Genomic DNA, 19,838 nt, shown 5'->3' with positions numbered 1-19,838 from the left:
TGTTTTGAAAAAAAGAAAGCAACAAATAGAGAAGACAACTGTCGTTGTACCACTGTTAATGGTAGGTCTGATGTGGTTCATTTTTTTGATCCAAAAAACAGGTTTATTTAATCAGTGTTATGGCGTTATTCCTTGGAAAATGGAAGGACTTAGGGGAATTGTTTTGAGTCCTCTGTTTCACGGAAACTTAGAGCATATTATGAGTAATTCTATTCCTATGCTAATTTTGAGTTTTGTCTTGTTTTTGTTTTATAACAAACAGGCCTACTTCGTCATTATTTCATCGTGGATTCTGACGGGTTTAGCTACATGGTTATTGCCTGACTTTAGTTATTTTCAAAGTGGTATATACAGTTGTCATATTGGTGCCAGCGGAGTGATTTATGCCTTAGCTTTTTTCTTGTTTTTTAGTGGTGTATTCAGTAAAAAGTTGCTATTATTGGTTGTCTCAATTGTTGTTTTTCTTGTCTATGGATCAATCGTCTACGGTATACTTCCAAGTCAAGTAGATCAAGGAGTTTCTTGGCAAGGACATTTAATGGGAGCAATTGTGGGAAGTGTTATAGCTTATAAATTAAATAAAAGATAAAATAAACAAACTATTATGGAAGATAATAAAGTATTTTTTGCTTCAGGAGAAGATCAGATTATGATAGATGCTTTTGCGAAAGCACAAGAAACTTTCAAGTATTTTTGGAGAGAACTATATTGGGAAAGTAGAAGAATTATTCCTGCATTGGATATGGCAAGTGTGAAGGTGGCATTTACACAAGAGTTTGAAGATGACAAAGGGGAAACATATGTAGAAGTAGAGCATATGTGGATTGGTGATATTTACTTTGATGGAATGTATATCTATGGAGAACTTCTAAATGAACCTAATATCTTGACTAATATAGAAGAAGGAGAATCAATTGGTGTTACTGTAGATCAAATAAGTGATTGGATGTTTTTGACTGAAGGTAAATCATACGGAGGGTTTACTGTACAAGCTATGCGCTCACAAATGTCAGAAGAAGAGTTGAAAGAACACGATACGGCATGGGGGCTTGATTTTGGAGACTTTAATAATATCTTAGTAGCTTATAATCAAGAAGAACACCCAGAAAATCTCATTGAACACCCTATGAGTAAGAATATGAAAGAAAGTTTAATCGAATTTTTAGATAAGAACCCGGAGGAGATCACCTTAGTGGATCCAGATGGCTTTACTTTTTTACACAGAGAGGCTATAGCTGGAAATCTAAGTACTATTGAGATTTTACTGGCAAAAGGGGCAGACAAGCATATTAAATCTGAAGATGGAAAAACTGCTTTAGAGTATGCTCAATACTTGAAATGGGATCATATTATTCCAGTTTTGTCATAGTAAAAGTGAATTGTTAAGTAAATAAGGTTACAACTTGTAAAAGCACAACAAGAAATTGTTGTGCTTTTCTTGTATGAAGAATTATTCTCAAGAGGATAGAAACGATAAATTGTCCATTAAAAAGTGGTTAATTGTTTGACTTTATAGAATTGACAGCCTTCTTTAAAGTGCTTTTACTTCTGGCTATTACAAAAGTAAAGTAAGTAGTTGTAGGTACTATTTGTTACTGCCATATGAAGTATTAGAAAGTAAAGTATATGAGAATTAAGTGAGAAAGTTTGTACTGTATTGAAATAGTTGAGTTATTTTGCGGGTACAAATAAAATTAGACTATACATGATGCAAAAGACATTGAATATCCAAGATCAGCCCTTTCAGCTTTCACTTTTAGATGAGGGTGATCAATATCCATATGAGTTGTTATTATTGGCAGATGAAACAAAGGAAGCTATCGATAAATATTTATTTCACTGTGATGTTTATATTTTGACCCGTGAACGTAAAGTATATGCGGTCTTTTGTCTATTTAAAGAATCGGATAATGTCGTAGAACTTAAAAATATTGCTGTAGATGAATCTTTACAGGGAAAAGGTGTTGGTAGTATCCTTATTAAAGAAATTGTCTCTATTGTCAAAAAAAGCAATGTAAAGACTTTGATTGTTGGGACAGCAGATTGTGGAGATGCACAAATACGTTTTTACGAGCGAAATGGCTTTGTTAAGTATGGTGTTCGAAAGAATTTTTTTATTGAAAATTATACTTTGCCTATTGTTGAAAATGGGGTTCAATTAGTTGATATGGTCATGTTGAAAATGGAGTTATAAAGGATACTACTGCTCAACAATCTCCTTGCAGTAGAATTAGATCTCTTTGCTCAATTAAAAGATTGTCTGAAATTTATACTTAGTTCCCAACTTTTGCTCCTGATCCAACTTTTGTAGGATCAATCTCAAAAGTTGTGTGTGAATTAAAAACTACAGATCTTTGTAATAATAAATAATAACCGTGGAAAACTATATTGAGTTTGTAAAAATGATTTTACCTGAGTTTTTAGTAGAACATTTTGATTTAGTAAAAACGATAAAACAAGGTGAAACAATGCACCTATATTTTGAAGAATTTAATAGAGTCCCGGATGAAGCAAAAGACCGTATTCTTATAGGTCATGGATTTCATAATGAAACCACAATACAAGATTTTCCTTTACGAGGAAATAGTGTTTATCTTCATGTCAAGCGTCGTCGTTGGTTAGATAAAACTACTCGCGAATTAGTACAGAGAGATTGGAATCTAGTAGCAAAAGGCACTCGTTTAACTGATGAGTTTGCCTCTTTTTTAAAAGAAATTAATAGATACTAAGGCAAGTGATTGCCATACAATAGGAGGTTTCTTTAATATTGATGCAATAGCGTCCTAAATAAATTTAGTACATAGAATATCCTCCCACTTTAGTAGGATACGAGTATATATATGATGATTTTTAAAACAGAACCCCCTGTTGTAATTTAGGAGGTGGTTTTTCTACTTCATTTAGCGGATTATCGAGCCATAATTTCAGCTGAATCTTCACAAAGAGATTTAATCTTATAAAAGCGACTAAATTGGATAAATGCCACTTGAATTTAGACTGTGCTCGCAATGCTTTTAGTATTAAAATGGTAATTAACGCCGTCCAAATTTGTATCATCACAGCGTTTTCAGATGTTCCTATAAAAGATTTGATATGCAGTAACTGCTTTAAATCTCTAAAGAATATTTCTACCATCCATCTACTTTTATACAATTCACTTATAGTATTTGCAGTCCAATTAAATTGATTGGTAATGAGTTCAATGACCTGATTATTTTGCTCATCCCACACTGCTACACGCCTTAATTTTTTCGGATATATCTGCTTTGACCTTGTATTAGTTAAGCTAATTAACTCATCTTTTAAGATGTTTTGATGTCTGTTCTCTGGAAGCTCTAATTCCTTAATAGTTTCAAATTTCAAATTGTCTTTATGTCTAATCACAAAGAATACTTGTTTGCTGTCCCAAACATTTAAAAGGCTAAAATCATTGTAGAATCGATCAGCAACTATAACACTGCCTTTGAGTAATGGGATATCATAAGCTCCTTTATTATCAGCCGTTTTACCATTTGTAATATTAATATAGGCTGGTAAATTCCCATCAAAATCAAGGAGTGTATGCATTTTAACAGCACCTTTATTGGTCTTGTATTTTGCCCAATCAAAGATGCTCAAACACAGAGATATGGTTGTGGAGTCTAATAACAGGATTTTTGACTTGATTCGGAACTTCACCTGCTTAAACTTGGGATGCTGTCCTAAACTTTCGAGCAAAGTAAAATAGTACTCTTTAAAGAGCTCATGGGATCTTTTTTTATTCTGATAACTGATTGATGATTTAGATGGGGCTATAGTTAAACCTAAATGATTTAAGTTTCCAGTAGCAGAGCGAAGGCCATTACTAATATCACGAACAGATTTACTACGGGCAAAATGGCAAAATAGCATAGATACTAAATGACTCCAACTATCAAAACCCTTGTTGTGTTTATCTGTTTGCCTTTCCTTTACTATTTTCTTAAACTTTGAACGATCTAGTTTTTGGATTATTTGAGAAAATAAAGTTACATTTGTCATAGAGAGAGTGTTTTTTGGTGTGCAACTCAAAGATAATTTGAGATCCTTAATTTACTCTCTTTTTTTGTACCTTTTTTTTAAACGTTTAGGACGTTATTGATATTGATGGTAAAAAATTACAACGCCAATACAAAGATTCACTAAGTGATTTTCAAGCTTGGGAACATAAAGAACACGCTAAAGACTATCTTCTTTTTCCTGAAAACATAGGTCCTAAACTATCAATAGACGAAACAGCTTTGTCAAAAGGTGAGCTCTATACAATTATTACAAACAAATATAGTAGAGGAAAGCAAGGAAGTATAGTAGCAATTTTTTCTGGCACTAAAGTAGAGCCTATTATAGAGAAGCTTCTTACAATCTCCTCTAAGACAAGATCTAAAGTTAAGGAGATAACACTTGATATGGCAAATTCTATGAAAAAAATTGTTACGAAGTGCTTTGTTAATGCAACACAAGTAACAGATCGTTTTCATGTACAGAAACTAGTAAATGAAGCATTACAAGATATTAGAATACAAGAACGTTGGAATGCTTCAGATATTGAAAACAACTTAATCCTACAAGCTAAAAAAGAAGGTAAACAATTTATTCCAATAGAATTTGATAATGGAGATACAGCTAAGCAACTACTTATAAGAAGTAGATATCTACTAACTATGGATCCAAGTAAATGGACTACTAATCAAATGCAAAGAGCAGATATATTATTTAATCAATATCCTTTGATTAAACAAGCTTATAATGTAGCGCAAAACTTAAGAATAATATATAACACAACCACAGTAAAAGAAGTAGCTTATACTAAACTGGCTCATTGGTACAATGATGTTATGAAGATTAATTTAAAACAATTCGGCACTGTTATCAATACAATGCAAATCAATTATAAAACAATTCTTAACTATTTTGATAATAGAAGTACCAATGCCTCTGCTGAATCTTTTAATGCAAAAATTAAAGCATTCAGAGCTCAGTTTAGAGGTGTAAGAGATATTGATTTCTTTTTATACAGATTGACTAAGCTTTATGCCTAAACACAACTTTTGAGATTGATCCATTTTGAAATCCACTCTTTAAATTAGATAAGAATGTAAACAAAAAAAGCCCCAACATTTGTTGAGGCTTTTTTGTGATCCAGTCAGGATTCGAACCTGAGACCTACTGCTTAGAAGGCAGTTGCTCTATCCAGCTGAGCTACTGGACCGTCCTTAAACTTAGTGTTTAATTAGGCGTCTGTAATGAGTCTAACACTGTGTGTGTCTCATTTTGACGTTGCAAATATATTGCTTTTTAAATATACGAAACAAGTAAAAAATAATGTTTTTTTCGATGTTTTCAACAACTCTTTGAGAAGTAAATAGTTATCGGGTATATTTTTTTACTTTTATATAAAAATAATCCTATGTCTCTCTCTAAGCTTGTGTTTATTCAACAATAGATTTGATTTGTTGCGAGAATAAACCTTAAAGGTGATACCGACTTTTATAGCGTTTAATAGTGAAACAAGTAGATAGGAGCCTATAATTCAACTTTCTTAATTGGAATTTTAAATCCTATTAATTTTTGAATATTCATTAGATCCTTTTTTTCTGTTTCATCACAAAATGAAATAGCAACTCCATTTGCACCAGCTCTTCCTGTACGTCCAATGCGATGTACATAAGTTTCGGAAATGTTGGGAAGTTCGTAATTAACTACACAAGGGAGCTCATCTATATCGATACCACGTGCAGCAATATCAGTGGCAATTAACACATTGATTGTATTCGTTTTGAAGTTCTCAAGGGCGCGCTGTCTTGCATTTTGAGATTTGTTTCCGTGTATTGCAGCTGACTGTATCCCTGCCTTTAAAAGCTTTTTGACTAATTTATCCGCTCCATACTTTGTACGGGTAAATACCAATATACGCTCTTTTGGTTTGTCTTTAAGCAAGTGAATTAGCAATTCTTGCTTGTTTTCTTTATCGACAAAGTAAACAGATTGTTCAATGGTCTTTGCTGTCGATGAAACAGGTGTCACATTTACTTCTGTTGGTTTATATAAAATAGATTGGGCAAACTTTCTAATTTCAGTAGGCATTGTAGCCGAGAAAAATAATGTTTGTTTTTTCTTAGGTAGCTTGGTTAGTATCTTTTTGATGTCGTGTATGAAACCACTATCGAGCATTCGGTCGGCTTCGTCCAAAACAAATAGTTCGATTTGATTCAATTTAACAACGTTTTGATTGATTAAATCCAGCAGTCTACCTGGTGTAGCGATTAATATATCACAACCTCTTCTTACTTGATTAATTTGCTTTTCAGCAGATACGCCCCCGAAGATCGTTGTATGTTTCAAAGAAAGGTTTTGACCATACAGTTTAAAATTGTCGCTGATTTGTATTGCAAGTTCTCTTGTAGGGGTGAGAATTAAAGCTTTAATTCCCTTATTAGCATGCTCGTTATTGTGCAATATTTGTAAAATCGGTATGGCAAAAGAAGCTGTTTTACCTGTTCCTGTTTGGGCACATCCGATAATATCTTTTCTATCAAGCACAATAGGGATTGCTTGTTTTTGAATAGGTGTTGGTGCAGTATAACCTACTTGTTCGATAGCATCGAGTATTGGCGTAATGATATTGAGATCTTTAAAGTTCATTTTGTTGTTTTATATTTTTTCATTTTTCACAATGGAATTTAAACAGTTTATAGGTAATAAACTGTAATTTTCTATTATGTGTAATGAGTTTTTTAATTGAAATACAGCAAAGGAGGTAAAACCACTTTTAAATGTATTATTTTCTCTTGCCTCTATGAGATTGAACCTCTTACAATATATAGGCAACTGAAAAAACAAAAAATCAAAAGACGTTGATATAAAGTTATTTCAGAGAAATGATTGTAGTAGCTTTCTTAATTGAGCGCGAACAAATATAGATATATTATATGCTTATTTAATACTTTTTATTTATTATCTTCTTCTGTAGAGGATTGTTTAAAAGGGGTGTTTTATTTTCTACTTATCTTTGCTACCACAAATTCACACAAAAAAATGATAAAAGTAGTTCCCCTGAAAGAAGGAGATTTTTATGAAGATGAGGTAAAGAACTTTTTGCCAATTGGAGATAAGGTATTAACAACGGAAATACAGTTAGCTGTACAGCCTTTTCTTATCATAACGGATCATCACAAGACTTTATTAGATGCTGGTTTAGGATATCAAGAGAATGGAGCCTATATCATAGATCAGTTGCTTGAAAAAGAGGGATTAACTCCTTTAGATATTGATAGAGTCCTGATGTCGCATTTACACAAGGATCATGTTAATGGTCTTGTTGAAGATACAGAAAAGGGATATAAAGGGCGTTTTCCCAACGCAGATATTTATATTCAGCGTAGGGAAGTTGCTTTTGCAGAACTTTCTATGGATGATATATCTTTTGATTATGATATTTTAGAGGAGGTCTTAGCCTTGCCTAATATTATATGGATGAATGGAGATAGAGGGAATATAGATGACTGTATTTCGTATGAAGTAGTAGGAGGCCACACGCCTTATATGCAAGTATTTTGGATAAAAGACGATGAGCAGATTATCTTTTATGGAGCTGATAACTTACCTAAGTATAATTATCTGGAATTTAATATGGCTTTTAAAAGCGACTATGATGGAAAGTTGGCGATGAAGTGGCGTGGGGACTGGAAGGTACAGGCAGAAGCAGAGCACTGGACAATGCTGTTTTATCACGATATGGATAAAGTAATGTATATATGTGAATAAATGGTAGTGTCGAATCTATTTTGTGATTAATTAATGTTTATTGGTCGCAGACTGTAGTTAAAACTATGCACTTTAGTGCATTTAGCTTTCAGCTTCTAAAAATGTTTACCTTTGATATATGGAATATCAACGAACCGGAGGACATAGTGTATCACGTTTAACCGCCCATATAGTATGGGTGACTAAATATCGTTATCCAGTATTGGAAGGAGATATTCAGATACGTTGTCGTAGTCTGATCATTCAGATTTGTGAAGCAGAAGATATTCAAATTTTAAAAGGTGTAGTATCAAAGGATCATGTTCATCTTCATATAGAATATCGACCATCTCAAAACATAAGTAATATTGTCAAACTCTTCAAGGGTCGTACCTCAAGGAAACTCCAAATAGAATTTCCTGAGTTGAAGCACAGATACTGGGGACGTCACTTTTGGGCAATAGGCTTTGGTTGTTGGAGTACAGGAAATATTACTGATGAAATGCTAAATCAATATCTTGAACACCATCGTAAACCAAATGATAACGGAGGTAACTTTATACTTGAGTAAGTAGCTCCACCCAGGCAGACTTTAGTCTGCTTTAACAAACTATGGACTTTCAGTCCATAGTGGTTTATTTTTGTTAATATAATTAATAATTATAGGATAAAATGAGTAAGTTCTACTTAAATATATTTTTCTTAGCTTTTGTGACAACGTTCTCTATGTACGCTCAACCTGGTTTTACAGGTCAAGAGATGAGAGGTATCGTAGGAAGCATTTCTAAGCGAATTGCCGAAGATTCTTTGAATGTAGGCTTGAGAATTAGCCGTTTAGATTTGACATTTAATTCAGCTATTGATTTGCATACAAAAGGTAATGTGCGTGACGAAAATGGAGAGAAGCTGTATAGTAAAATGTCCTATCTAGGGCTGTCTTTTGAAGAATTGATGGACGATATTAATTTCTTAATTCACGCTGAACAGAATGGCTTAGATGGTATTAAAGGAGTGAAGTATATTTTGCGTCGTGGGTTAATGAACTTTTATTTAGGAAACTATGAAAATGCCTTAGATGATTATATGAAGGCATTAGTACAAGTAGAAAAAGATCCGACTTTGAAAGATAGTAAAGAAAGTGTTTATAAGCATTTGGCTATATACTATTATAATTTAGCAAAACACGAATCAGTAGCTGTTGAACAAAATTTAGAACAGTCTTTAGAGTATGTTGAAAAGTTGAGTACAATTGAGTTGAACTATAAGGCAACCGAGATGAGTAAACAGTATATGGATAGATACGAAACTTGGAAAGAAGAACTATTGACTACCTTTCATTACGATGAGAGATTGGAAGCGTATTATAAAGTATTACTAAAAGAACAGTATCGATTTTTTACTTACCGGTATAAGTATTATTTAAAATACTATAATAAAGATACAGATACAGACTCAGATAGATATCAAAGTAATAGATTCTTTAAGTACACATTAAATTATGCTAATAAGTTAGCGATTTTGTACATTAAACAGAATAGACTTTCGGAAGCAGAGTATATTGTCAATCAATGTTTAAAGTATTTTCCTCAGACAAAGTCAGGTTATATTTTAGATGGTTATTCAGTTAATCCTTTTTACTATACTTTGAGTTCTGTCTATAGGACAGATTCTCGTTTTGATGAAGAACTGGATGCTTTGATTAATGCCTTTAGTATGGCTGGTGGTAGGATACAGTTCGATTTAATCGAGTTAGAAAACTATCTAAATGAAAAGTTAGTTGACCATCCTAAGGAACCTCGCTTGTATTTACTTTTAGCTAATTGTAAAGTGAATTACAGTATATCTAATCATTTAGAGTATCGAGAAGATGAAATACTCAATTTGTTAACTAAAGCCGAGAAACTTGGGTATAAGAAAGCTCCGTTATATTATCTCAGAGGCACGATATACCTTCATTCGAAGGATAGTCAATATAAAAAAGGTTTGATAGCAATAGAAAAAGCTTTGAAATTAGATAGTGCCAATCCAAGTTTACAACTTTTAAAGTACTATATTGTTAGAAGGTTGCCTTCACTTACAAAACAACACAACCAGTTTTAACAATGTTCAATAATTATGATCAGCCAGAAATTATAAATAATCCTGATATAAGTGATTTCATTAATAAGATAACAGAAAACTAATCTGATTATTTTTTAAGATGTTGTATATTAAAGTTTTATATTTTATATAATGTAAAATAGCTATGAGTAAAAGAGATTTGTTTGTTGCATTAGTAAAGTTAATAGGATTCTACTTATTCCTTACCTATTTCTTGTCTCTATTGAGTACTTTGTACTATTGGATTAGTGTTGAAGAAAATACTTTAAGTGATTTAATGTCAGATATAGGTCAACATATCTTTTTGCTAATAGGATTCACTGTGGTTATGTTGTATGGAGATAAGATAGTGAACCTTTTTCGTTTGGGTAAAGGTTATGAATCTGATAAAATAGAGATCAGTAATTTGACAACTGTAGATATTGTTAAGGTGGGAGTGTTTATTATTGGAGCAATGCTTATTGTGAATAATCTACCTTATATGATTACGTGGGTAATACAGCGATTTACTGCAGCTGTAAGAAATGAAAATATGCCTTCCTATAATCAATATGCTGCTTTTACTGCTTTTGCTAATTTAGTTTTGGGATTCATACTGTTGACAAATTTTAGTAGGATAGGAAAATGGTTTGTCAAATGGAATAAAGAGAATTAGTTTTTCTTTTTATTCTTCATGAGTTTTTAGTATGTTTTGTTGTTGACAAAAAGTATTTAAACTTAGATTATCATATTTTTTCTTTTTTGTAAGCTCACACTTTGATTTTATCATGAATTCCTTAGCTACTTTTGTATCTAAAAATCTTTATATTATCTTTTTGTTTTGGTTTTTTTATCTGACTTTTATTTATTAATATATCGTTATATGTGATTATAGTTGTTTATTTATTGTACTTTATTGCTTAATAAATGAATAATTCGTATTATTTAAGTTATCCTATTAGGATGGATATTCTTAATTAAAAGTTAATTTGTTAAAATCTCTCTAGCTGTAAGACTGCCTTTTTATCATATAAAACCACTTCGATATAGTTAAAATATATAGTAATGTGTTTTTTTGTTATATATTTTCTTTTTATTTAGCTATTTTGTTAATCTTGTTTTTTAATGTTTGATTTGTTTATGGTATATCTGTAAAATTTTAACTTAATTTTACTTATTAAAATATGGTTAATGAAAAGAAGGATATTATCTGTTACATTTCTTTTGGGGGTTATAACAGGATACAGCCAGACAAGTATAGGTACGAAATTGCCTGATAAATCTGCGATGCTTGAGGTTAGTTCTGATCGCAAGGGAGTATTAATTCCTCGGTTATTACTTAAATCAGTGAGTGATCAATCCACAGTAGCAGGGTATCCTTATCCTGAGGGCTTATTAGTTTATCACAGCGGAAATTCATCTCTACCTGCAGGGTTTTATTATTGGGAAAATAAGCGTTGGAATATTCTTGTAACCAACGAAAATATCAAAGATTACATTACTGAAGTGGTTCCCAGTGAAGGACTGCAAATTGTAAAGGTAGGGGATGATTATGTATTTAAATGGAAAGATCAGTTTAATGCTGCTCAAGAGTTTTCTATAAGTGATGTTGTCAAAGCTTTAGAACAAGTCACCTCTTTGACATCTACTAATAAAGAAGGGGGAGTAGCACTGATCTATAAGGATGAGGAGGCTCAGAATACGACCATTGATTTAGCACCCTTGTTAACAGGTAGTTCAGAATTTCAAAATTATATTAAGTCTTTTATACAGCAAGAAGCTATTAAAGAGATTACAACAGACATTGTATCTACTTATGATGCAAAGTATAAATTCTATAATGAGAATCGCCTGTCTTTAAATTACACTCCATTAGAAATCGATGTAATTAAGGATTTGGAGAACAATTTTAGTAGTTTTCTCAATAATGAAAATGTTAAACGAGGTTTTGAAGAACTTGCTCTTTCTGCAGAGGATAAGAAATTGACCTTTGAGAATGGCAAGTTTTGGGTTACTACTTTAACAGATAAAAAACTAGAAAAGAAAGAGGTCGATTATAAAGAGTTGTTTGATTTTAAGGAAACAGTAACGAGTATACGCTCACTTAAAGATGAACAGGGAAAAGATACTATTGGATTTGAATATATAGAAGAGAATAACCTCTCTTATAAGATCCATGTCTTAGGTGATATTGTCAATAGAAGTGAGGAAATATTTGATAATGAGTATACTCGTGAAATAGTAAAGAATGCTCGGAAAAATAATGCCCCAATAACAGTAGAAGTTGTAAATGGTAGTGATATTAAGTTTACTTGGAAAGATAGTAATAATCAGATAAAGACTTTTTTGCTATCAAATATAGTAGATAACGAACCTACATTAACAAAGTTAGAATCAACTGGAATTGGATGGGATACTTCAAATTATTATAATTTAAAGTATTTGGATGAAAAGAAGAATACTAATTTTATTTATTTTAGTGATGAGATCATTGAAGCGAAAGATTACTCTACTTACTTACAGGGGGTAGGAAAAGACCCCTTGCTTGTGGTACAGTACGAAAAGTTTTTAAAGATGATACCAAATTCATCTTACTTTTATTATAGAGATCCTACTAAACCATACGTGCCATATAAGTTTAAAAATTGGTCACTTGATAGTATGAATGATAACACCATAATGGATGTACTCAAGGATTTTACAAATAATTCAGAGGTGGTCTTCGATGACGCTAAAGTGCAGAGCCTTCTTTCAGATTTTTTTTCAAAACTAACAGTTCTACCTGAGAACTTAGTGTTATTTAAAGATGATAGTTTTAAATATTATGTAATAGAAGATAATAAAGATGTCTTTCTACCAGTCAATATGAATATGTTAGGACAAAACCAGACTTTCTTTAGAAAAGAAGAAACGAATAATTATCCTGTAGACTATGTTTATGTAAATGAGAAAAAGAAAGAATATCCACTAAGATCTCGTGATGCTGTAAAGTCTTCTATAGATAGAATATTGAGTGTTCCTAAAGTCTTAACTGCTATTGAAAGTGGTGTTGACGGCATAGAAAGGCGACCAAAATTCTTTGTGGAGAATGGAGAAATAGGGTATGAGTGGATAACTATGGATGAGTATAGTGAAGATATTAGTTTTATCACTAAACGAAGACTTTTAAAAGAAGTTTACCAAATGTACAGAAAGGTAAAAATGCTTAGCGCTCATCAAGGGATATTGTATTTGGATAGTGAAAGCTTGGCCTATAATCAAGGAGAATTGGCAAAAAAATTGACGGAAAACGAAACCTTACGCGAACAAATTCAAGGATATATTGATCAAGCAAAAGCGAAGTTAAAGACGACTAATGTTGATCAGCATCGAGAGAGTGCTAAACTAGTTAATCAGTCATTAGATGAGTATTTGTTGGATGGAGAAAGTTATGTGGGAGAGATCAATAACCAGCAGAGATTTAGGTATATGGAGAGAGTGGTAAAGCAAAGTGATACTGATGACTTGATTTTAGCTAATTGGAAAGACGGCTTGCCATTAGAAGTAAAAATAATCAATGAAGATTCTAATTTGATTTACAATAAAATAGAGTTAATAAGTAGTTCAGGAGATAAGACTAAGTTTTTTTTAAAAAACGCAAAAGACTCTGATAATACAATACCCAAAGGTAATTATTATGTGATAATAGATTATCTAAAAAAACAATAGATATTAAAGGTTGATACGTATGAAGTTAAATATATTACCAATGTTGTTCTTGTTGGGAACAATAACAACACAAGCTCAAATTGGAATAGGGACAGAATTGCCCCATCCGAGTGTTCAGTTAGAAGTACAATCTACGAAAAAAGGGGTCTTAATACCGAGAGTCACACTGAGTTCAGATACAGATATTACAACGATAGATGGAGCTCCATATCCTGAGAGTTTAATTGTCTATCATTTAGGGACGCCTTCATTGGATGCAGGGTTTTATTGTTGGGAAGGTAAGAAGTGGAACACTCTCGTGTCAAATGCAACTATTCAAAAATATATTGCATCCTCAAAAACACGAGCTATTAGAAGTAATAGTGCTTCAGGAGAAGTGAGAGTAGAGCAAAATGGAGATGATTATATTTTTCATTGGAAAGACGAGAATAACTTAGATCAGCATTTTAGTATTTCTTCAATTGTGAATAATCTCCAAAATTTGACTTCGTTATCTAGTTCGGCTGAGGAAGGAAAAGCTCAAATTATTTATAAAGATGAAAAAGGAGATAAGACAACAATTGATTTAACGGACATTCTCAAAAAAAGTACTGTTTTTGAAAAGTATATTATAGATTACGTTAATCAGGTATCTAAAGAAGAAACCATTACTGAAATTGTACCTGATGTAGTGGATAATGTTAGAACAGGAGTGTATTACTATTATAATGAAAAAAGAGATAGTGATCCCACTTACGTACCCACAAAGCTTAATGTGATCGGAGATGTAGCAACTAATTTTGGAAAGCTGTTGGAAGTTCCAAATGTAAAGAGTCAGTTTGATCAATATTTTAAAAGAAATCAAGAAGATGCTGTAACTTATTTTGGAGGTAAGTTCTACGTGACCAAAAAAGATAACAACAATTACCAAGATTTTTTAATTATTGCTTCTGATATTGAGGATTTAAAGGAGACTAATACAGAGTTGTCAGCCATTGTTGATCGAGATGGAAAGTACACAGGTCGCTATAAATATGTTAATGAAGAAAAGGAGGTATTTACTTTTGATATCGTACAAGATGTGATAGAGAATAGTAAAACAATTTTTGAACAGAAATTAGTTAAAGATGAAATTATCAAGTTGATTGAAAAAGAAGAAGGTGAAGTTTCTATTAAAGAAGAAAAGGGTAAAGTGTACATAACTTGGAAAAGCGATAGTGGAGAAATTGAACAAATTAACTTGACGGATATTGTTACGGGATCTGAGACTTTGACCTCTTTGAAGGTTGTAGGTCAAGAGGATGGTGTGATACTTACTTATAAAGATGAAGATAGTAATGAATCGAAGTTTAATTTGACAGAGATGTTCTTTAAAAATCCTCGCTTTAAGGAAAGTATGATGGAGGAAATGGGAGCTTTTGCCTCTTTAGATCTGATTGTATCGAAATTAGAACCTGAGTTAAATGATGATGGTGAACATTCAGGGGTATATAATTTTTACAATAAGAAAGATGAAGATGGAGAAGGGGTACCCACTGTAATAACTGTTGTAGAAGATGTTAAGAATAATTTTCAAGACGTTTTAAAAGATAATAAGGTACAAGAACAATTAAAGAAGTTTACTTCTCAGAATACTGAATGGGTAGAGAATAGTATTGTTTATAAGGATGATACTTTTTATGAGGTCGTTAGAAAACAAGGTAATTTAGAATTAAAAGAGATTAAAATTAATAATCTTGTCGAAACAGATACGAGTATAGAAGAAATACGTGAGAATGGTGAATTTACAGGGAAGTATAATTATATAAGTGAAAGTGGTAAAAAGTATGAGATAGACTTGGTACAGTCTTTTATAGATGGGAGCTATGAAGTTTTTACGGCACCCCCTATGAAAAGTTTATTGGAGTATATAGTGTCTGATATTGAAGAAAAGAAATTAGAACAAGAGGGATATGTGAAAGCTTATGTAAGGAGTGGTGAATTAGGTTTTATATGGAAGGGAGAAAATGGTCTTCAGGAAAGTAAGTTCTTACCTACATGGATAAGGGAAATGGAAACGGTAACTGCAATAGATGTGTTTAATACACCAGATAAAAAGACTACTAAGCTTACCTTTAAAGATGAAAATGCTGATGTTCACGAATTTGATTTGTCTAAACTAATTGCAGAAAGTTATGACTTTCAAGATTATATCAAGGAGTTAATCGACGGAACTTTTAATCCGAATGATGATCATCTGAGGAGTGCAAATACCTTTGGTGTTAATGAGAAGATTCAAGAGGATGAGGTAGTAGGTAAGTGGATAGATAAAGATCTACTGAGATATGCAAAGCGCCTAAACGTTGCTACTGATTTTAATGTAGTAGAATTTGAAAAAGAAATAGGAGGTTTAATTGTTAATTTTCAACTGATTAACGAAACAACTAATGCTGTTACAAGAGATTTGTTACATAAGAAGGTGAATAATGGCAAGACGTATATCACAGTGAATGATATTGATAGTCAGAAGTTACCTGCGGGGAGTTATTACGTTGTCATTGATTACGTGAAGTAATAACTCTTAAAAGGATAAGATAGAATGGGAATCACGGTGTACTACTGTGATTCCTTTTTTTGTTTTATTTTTTTCAATAAAATGTATTTGGTTTTTGTCCTTTTTGTATTTAAAATTATTGGTAATTGTAAATAATGTAGTATTTATATATATTGGATGCAATAAGTTGTTTTTTTATTCGTTTTATTTGTATAAACAATTGGAAACTTATTTAAAATTATGAAATCTTACTCGCTGAATGAATTAAATGATGTGTTGAACGGTGTTGTCGTTGGAGATACATTAAGGCAAATTACTGCTGCTGAACAATTAGAAAAAGCAAAGGAATGCCAAATCTCTTTTATTGGTAACAAAAAGTACGAACGCCTATGGAGTGAGTCAAAAGCTCCAATTGCTATAGTGAATAAAGATATATCTATCTTACCAGGTGTAGATAGAGCTTTTATAAAAGTGGATAATGTTGATTTAGCTTTAGCTCAACTTCTTACGTTATTCGCTCCTAAGATGCCTGTATTTAAAACAGATATTCATCCTAATGCTACGATTGATTGTACAGCTGTTATTAATGAAGGAGCACAGATAGCTGCTGGTTGTGTCATTGGTGCAAATGTGGTTATTGGAAAGAATGTCAAACTATATCCTAATGTCACGGTGTTGGACGATAGCACAATAGGAGATCACACTATTTTGTGGTCTGGTGTGGTGGTGCGTGAGCGAAGTCATATTGGGCAATTCTGTATTTTACATCCCAACGCTGTAATTGGTGCAGATGGTTTTGGTTTTACTCCTTCTCCTGAGTTTGGCTTGGTCAAGATTCCTCAAATTGGCAATGTAGTCATAGGAAATTATGTTGAAATAGGAGCAAACTCTTGTGTAGATAGAGGGAAATTTAGTGCTACAATTATCGGTGATGGATGTAAGATTGATAATCTTGTGCAGATTGGACATAATTGTGAACTTGGTAAATTCTGTATTATGGCAGGTAATAGTGGTTTAGCCGGATCAGTTACTTTAAAAGATTTTGTAGTCATCGGGGGGAGTGCTTCGATTAAAGATCACGTTACTATCGGACAAGGTGCTGTCGTAGGTGCTGGATCTGGAGTGACTGGTGATGTAGAAGCAGGTAAGACAGTACTGGGATATCCTGCACAAGAAGCAAAGACAACCTTGAGACAATGGGCAGCTTTAAAACAATTGGTAACTAATAGAACGAAGAATTAATTCTCTGTCATGAGATAATAAATATAAGCGACTAATCAAGATTAGTCGCTTTTTTATTAAGTAAAAAGGCACTGTACTTTATTAGGTCTGTTTATTTTATTACTTATCGAGATACTCCGTATTAGTGAAATTGTGAATAGCCCTTCTCCGTACTGCTTTTTGAATAGTAAAGTAATCAAGGGAGGAGTATTGAATCATTATCTTTCAGATTTGGGTTTAAGTGAGTATTCATAGTCTGGAGTAAATAGTAGGACTGAGGTAGTTTTGCTTGAAAGTAGTAGTATATCTACTTTTTTATAGCAAAATTAACAACCTGCTTCCTTGTTTTTTTTTGAAAAAAACTATTTTTGTTCCTATGAAATATGTGTCACTAATTGTATTAATTTTCTTTGTCAACTTCTTGGCTACACCCACTATTGCGGTGATGGCTGGTATTGAATTAGAGATTCCTGCAGTAACTATTTCAGAAGAAAATAAGAAACCTATTACAAGTGCAGAAGAGGAAAACCATGGACATCCTTGGACATTATCTACTAACCAAAATCTAAATCTATTAGAGACAAACGAAAAGTTAGAGACTATCTTCGCACAATCTAAATTAGTGTACGAATCACAAGAATTCGACATCTTATTACCCCCTCCCGAACGTTTTGTTTAAAAAGTAGTCTATACTTTGGACTTTATTGAGACATTTATTGATGTAGTAAAATTATCTAGCTAAGATAGTATTGCTATGCTGTGTTGTAGCGTAGTGCACTTGATTAGCAGTACCTATTATCTATTTTCGTCTCCTAAAATGTATCTGTATTTGCTTCCGCAAAGTTTGTTAATTGTCAGCGATTAAGCATATAGTGCATTGAATCTTTTTTAACTAGTCCACATGATTTTATGCGACAGTTTTAGTCGATTTTTCAGTAAAGAGAGATCGATAGGATATGTATTGCTTTAATTCATCAGGACAAGCTGTTTATTAAACAAAACGTAAAATTAATAATGACAAATAATATGAGTTTTGCGGCACTTAAGAAAAGTGTTGCACCAGGCCTTGTGGTCTTTTTAGTCGCACTTCCACTCTGTTTAGGAATTGCGTTAGCTTCTGGAGCTCCACCTATTGCGGGGATTATATCTGGAGTTATAGGAGGTGTAGTAGTAGGATTGTTAAGTAACTCTAACATTAGTGTGAGTGGTCCAGCAGCAGGATTAGCAGCTATTATTTTAGGAGCAATTACAGAGTTAGGTTCTTTCCAACTTTTATTGACGGCAGGAGTAATAGCAGGAGTAATCCAACTTGTTTTAGGATTTCTAAAGTCAGGGACTATCGCTAACTATTTTCCATCAAGTGTAATAGAAGGAATGTTAGCGGGTATTGGGTTAGTAATTCTGATTAAGCAATTGCCTTTAGTATTCGGAGTAAGCGCCTTAGGCGATATTACATCATTCGCATCTATTCAGCTTGGTACAGTTATCATCACAGCAATATCTTTAGCAATATTACTCTTGTGGAATAAAATGGCATGGACCAAAAAAGTTTCTTTTTTACCAGCAGCCTTAATAGTGGTAGTAGTAGGTATTTTGATTAACCAATTTTGGTTATCTACAGGGAGTTCATTAGCGATAGAATCATCGAGATTAGTATCTATCCCTCTATTTGATAGCCTATCAGATATCAGTTCTATTCTGGTCTTTCCAGATTGGGCAGGATTTACGAACCCTGCGGTGTGGATGATTGGCGGAACCATTGCCATTGTAGCTTCTATTGAGACCCTGTTGTGTATAGAGGCGACAGATCGCTTAGATCCATTAAAGCGTCATACAGATACGAATAGAGAATTAAAAGTACAAGGTATCGGAAATGTATTGAGTTCTCTATTGGGTGGTTTACCTATGACCTCAGTAGTCGTACGATCATCAGCTAATGTCAATGCTGGCGGACTGTATAAAGCATCGGCTGTCATTCATGGAATATTCCTATTAGTAGCCGTGGTCACTCTGCCATTAGTATTAAACATGATTCCACTGGCTTCTTTAGCAGCAGTGCTAATTTTAGTGGGGTACAACTTAGCTAAACCAGCTATCGTTATGCATTTTTGGCACAAAGGATATACACAATTTATCCCTTTTATAATTACGTTTATTATGGTAGTAGCAACTGATTTATTAGTCGGAGTGATGATCGGTATGGGAGTAAGTGTATTGTTCTTATTAATAGGAAATGTAAGAAAGGCCTTCTCTATGCAACGTCAGATAAAACAAGAACAAGTAGTCTATACCTTGACTTTAGCAGAAGAAGTATCTTTTTTAAACAAAACAGCTATTAAAAACAGGCTTTATCAATTGCCAGATAATTGTTATTTGGCTATAGATGCAAAGCGTATGGGGTATATCCATGTAGATGTCTTAGAGCTTATAGAAAACTTTATAAACGAAAAGGCAAAAGAGAAAAACATACTCATTACAACAACAGGTTTTCACAAAGAAGTGAAAGTATCAGGAAATCAACAGAATATTATTTTATCACACAGAAAAACTATTTAAT

At 32.7% G+C, this 19,838-nt stretch carries 16 protein-coding genes and 1 tRNA gene; 14 read left to right on the top strand and 3 right to left on the bottom strand.

Annotated features, from left to right (window positions below):
• Positions 1–4: 4 nt before the first annotated feature.
• The 4 genes from NWE55_RS00995 to NWE55_RS00980 all read left to right on the top strand — a co-directional run bounded on the left by NWE55_RS00995 (position 5) and on the right by NWE55_RS00980 (position 2,729).
• Positions 5–589 (top strand): rhomboid family intramembrane serine protease, encoded by a 585-nt coding sequence (locus tag NWE55_RS00995; protein WP_230381563.1) that lies wholly within the window; start codon positions 5–7, stop codon positions 587–589.
• 15 nt (positions 590–604) lie between these two features.
• Complete coding sequence (locus NWE55_RS00990) at positions 605–1,369, top strand: DUF2314 domain-containing protein (protein ID WP_155093139.1); 765 nt, start codon at positions 605–607, stop codon at positions 1,367–1,369.
• Between the two features lie 336 nt (positions 1,370–1,705).
• The gene (locus NWE55_RS00985; RefSeq protein WP_230381562.1) at positions 1,706–2,194 is read left to right on the top strand and encodes a GNAT family N-acetyltransferase; all 489 of its coding nucleotides are present in this window, start codon (positions 1,706–1,708) and stop codon (positions 2,192–2,194) included.
• Between the two features lie 181 nt (positions 2,195–2,375).
• Positions 2,376–2,729: an ISAon1 family transposase N-terminal region protein gene (locus NWE55_RS00980; RefSeq protein WP_160339156.1), complete on the top strand. Its 354-nt coding sequence runs from the start codon at positions 2,376–2,378 to the stop codon at positions 2,727–2,729.
• A gap of 121 nt (positions 2,730–2,850) precedes the next feature.
• Here the strand turns inward: NWE55_RS00980 and NWE55_RS00975 are convergent, their stop codons facing one another.
• Positions 2,851–4,020: an IS4 family transposase gene (locus NWE55_RS00975; RefSeq protein WP_160339887.1), complete on the bottom strand. Its 1,170-nt coding sequence runs from the start codon at positions 4,018–4,020 to the stop codon at positions 2,851–2,853.
• A gap of 95 nt (positions 4,021–4,115) precedes the next feature.
• Here NWE55_RS00975 and NWE55_RS00970 point away from each other — a divergent pair, with 95 nt between their 5' ends.
• A complete protein-coding gene (locus NWE55_RS00970) occupies positions 4,116–5,057 on the top strand; it encodes an ISAon1 family transposase (RefSeq protein WP_444850892.1) in 942 nt (313 codons plus the stop codon).
• A 96-nt stretch (positions 5,058–5,153) separates the two neighbouring features.
• Here NWE55_RS00970 and NWE55_RS00965 read toward each other — a convergent pair.
• Both NWE55_RS00965 and NWE55_RS00960 read right to left on the bottom strand, forming a co-directional pair.
• Positions 5,154–5,227: transfer RNA gene (locus NWE55_RS00965), tRNA-Arg, on the bottom strand.
• Positions 5,228–5,541: 314 nt separating this feature from the next.
• Complete coding sequence (locus NWE55_RS00960; RefSeq protein ID WP_155093458.1) at positions 5,542–6,660, bottom strand: DEAD/DEAH box helicase; 1,119 nt, start codon at positions 6,658–6,660, stop codon at positions 5,542–5,544.
• Positions 6,661–7,053: 393 nt separating this feature from the next.
• On the opposite strand from NWE55_RS00960, the gene NWE55_RS00955 reads away from it, so the two are divergent.
• The 9 genes from NWE55_RS00955 (at position 7,054) to NWE55_RS00915 (ending at position 19,837) form a co-directional block, all read left to right on the top strand.
• Positions 7,054–7,782, top strand: a complete 729-nt coding sequence (locus tag NWE55_RS00955; protein ID WP_155093459.1) for an MBL fold metallo-hydrolase — start codon at positions 7,054–7,056, stop codon at positions 7,780–7,782.
• 118 nt (positions 7,783–7,900) lie between these two features.
• A complete protein-coding gene (gene tnpA / locus NWE55_RS00950) occupies positions 7,901–8,332 on the top strand; it encodes an IS200/IS605 family transposase (protein ID WP_155093506.1) in 432 nt (143 codons plus the stop codon).
• A gap of 101 nt (positions 8,333–8,433) precedes the next feature.
• Complete coding sequence (locus tag NWE55_RS00945; protein WP_258204464.1) at positions 8,434–9,861, top strand: hypothetical protein; 1,428 nt, start codon at positions 8,434–8,436, stop codon at positions 9,859–9,861.
• A 145-nt stretch (positions 9,862–10,006) separates the two neighbouring features.
• Positions 10,007–10,516 (top strand): hypothetical protein, encoded by a 510-nt coding sequence (locus NWE55_RS00940; RefSeq protein WP_258204463.1) that lies wholly within the window; start codon positions 10,007–10,009, stop codon positions 10,514–10,516.
• A 515-nt stretch (positions 10,517–11,031) separates the two neighbouring features.
• Positions 11,032–13,548 (top strand): phage tail-like protein, encoded by a 2,517-nt coding sequence (locus tag NWE55_RS00935; protein WP_258204462.1) that lies wholly within the window; start codon positions 11,032–11,034, stop codon positions 13,546–13,548.
• 19 nt (positions 13,549–13,567) lie between these two features.
• Positions 13,568–16,081 carry a phage tail-like protein gene (locus tag NWE55_RS00930; RefSeq protein WP_155093183.1) on the top strand — a complete coding sequence of 838 codons (2,514 nt, stop codon included), beginning with the start codon at positions 13,568–13,570 and terminating at the stop codon, positions 16,079–16,081.
• A 219-nt stretch (positions 16,082–16,300) separates the two neighbouring features.
• The gene (gene lpxD, locus NWE55_RS00925; protein WP_155093184.1) at positions 16,301–17,302 is read left to right on the top strand and encodes a UDP-3-O-(3-hydroxymyristoyl)glucosamine N-acyltransferase; all 1,002 of its coding nucleotides are present in this window, start codon (positions 16,301–16,303) and stop codon (positions 17,300–17,302) included.
• Positions 17,303–17,657: 355 nt separating this feature from the next.
• The gene (locus tag NWE55_RS00920) at positions 17,658–17,960 is read left to right on the top strand and encodes a hypothetical protein (protein ID WP_155093185.1); all 303 of its coding nucleotides are present in this window, start codon (positions 17,658–17,660) and stop codon (positions 17,958–17,960) included.
• Between the two features lie 335 nt (positions 17,961–18,295).
• Complete coding sequence (locus tag NWE55_RS00915; RefSeq protein WP_155093186.1) at positions 18,296–19,837, top strand: SulP family inorganic anion transporter; 1,542 nt, start codon at positions 18,296–18,298, stop codon at positions 19,835–19,837.
• The last annotated feature ends 1 nt before the right edge of the window (position 19,838 follow it).

The organism is Myroides albus, from assembly GCF_024722315.1.
Lineage (GTDB): Bacteria > Bacteroidota > Bacteroidia > Flavobacteriales > Flavobacteriaceae > Flavobacterium > Flavobacterium album_A.
Note: the sequence above shows the minus strand (reverse complement) of the source record. Positions and strands in the feature narration are given on the sequence as shown.

Coding starts and splice junctions, on each gene's coding strand:
- NWE55_RS00990 (WP_155093139.1), top strand. CDS start 605: ATGGAAGATAATAAAGTATTTTTTGCTTCAGGAGAAGATCAGATTATG.
- NWE55_RS00985 (WP_230381562.1), top strand. CDS start 1,706: ATGATGCAAAAGACATTGAATATCCAAGATCAGCCCTTTCAGCTTTCA.
- NWE55_RS00975 (WP_160339887.1), bottom strand. CDS start 4,020: ATGACAAATGTAACTTTATTTTCTCAAATAATCCAAAAACTAGATCGT.
- NWE55_RS00960 (WP_155093458.1), bottom strand. CDS start 6,660: ATGAACTTTAAAGATCTCAATATCATTACGCCAATACTCGATGCTATC.
- NWE55_RS00955 (WP_155093459.1), top strand. CDS start 7,054: ATGATAAAAGTAGTTCCCCTGAAAGAAGGAGATTTTTATGAAGATGAG.
- tnpA (WP_155093506.1), top strand. CDS start 7,901: ATGGAATATCAACGAACCGGAGGACATAGTGTATCACGTTTAACCGCC.
- NWE55_RS00945 (WP_258204464.1), top strand. CDS start 8,434: ATGAGTAAGTTCTACTTAAATATATTTTTCTTAGCTTTTGTGACAACG.
- NWE55_RS00940 (WP_258204463.1), top strand. CDS start 10,007: ATGAGTAAAAGAGATTTGTTTGTTGCATTAGTAAAGTTAATAGGATTC.
- NWE55_RS00935 (WP_258204462.1), top strand. CDS start 11,032: ATGAAAAGAAGGATATTATCTGTTACATTTCTTTTGGGGGTTATAACA.
- NWE55_RS00930 (WP_155093183.1), top strand. CDS start 13,568: ATGAAGTTAAATATATTACCAATGTTGTTCTTGTTGGGAACAATAACA.
- lpxD (WP_155093184.1), top strand. CDS start 16,301: ATGAAATCTTACTCGCTGAATGAATTAAATGATGTGTTGAACGGTGTT.
- NWE55_RS00920 (WP_155093185.1), top strand. CDS start 17,658: ATGAAATATGTGTCACTAATTGTATTAATTTTCTTTGTCAACTTCTTG.
- NWE55_RS00915 (WP_155093186.1), top strand. CDS start 18,296: ATGACAAATAATATGAGTTTTGCGGCACTTAAGAAAAGTGTTGCACCA.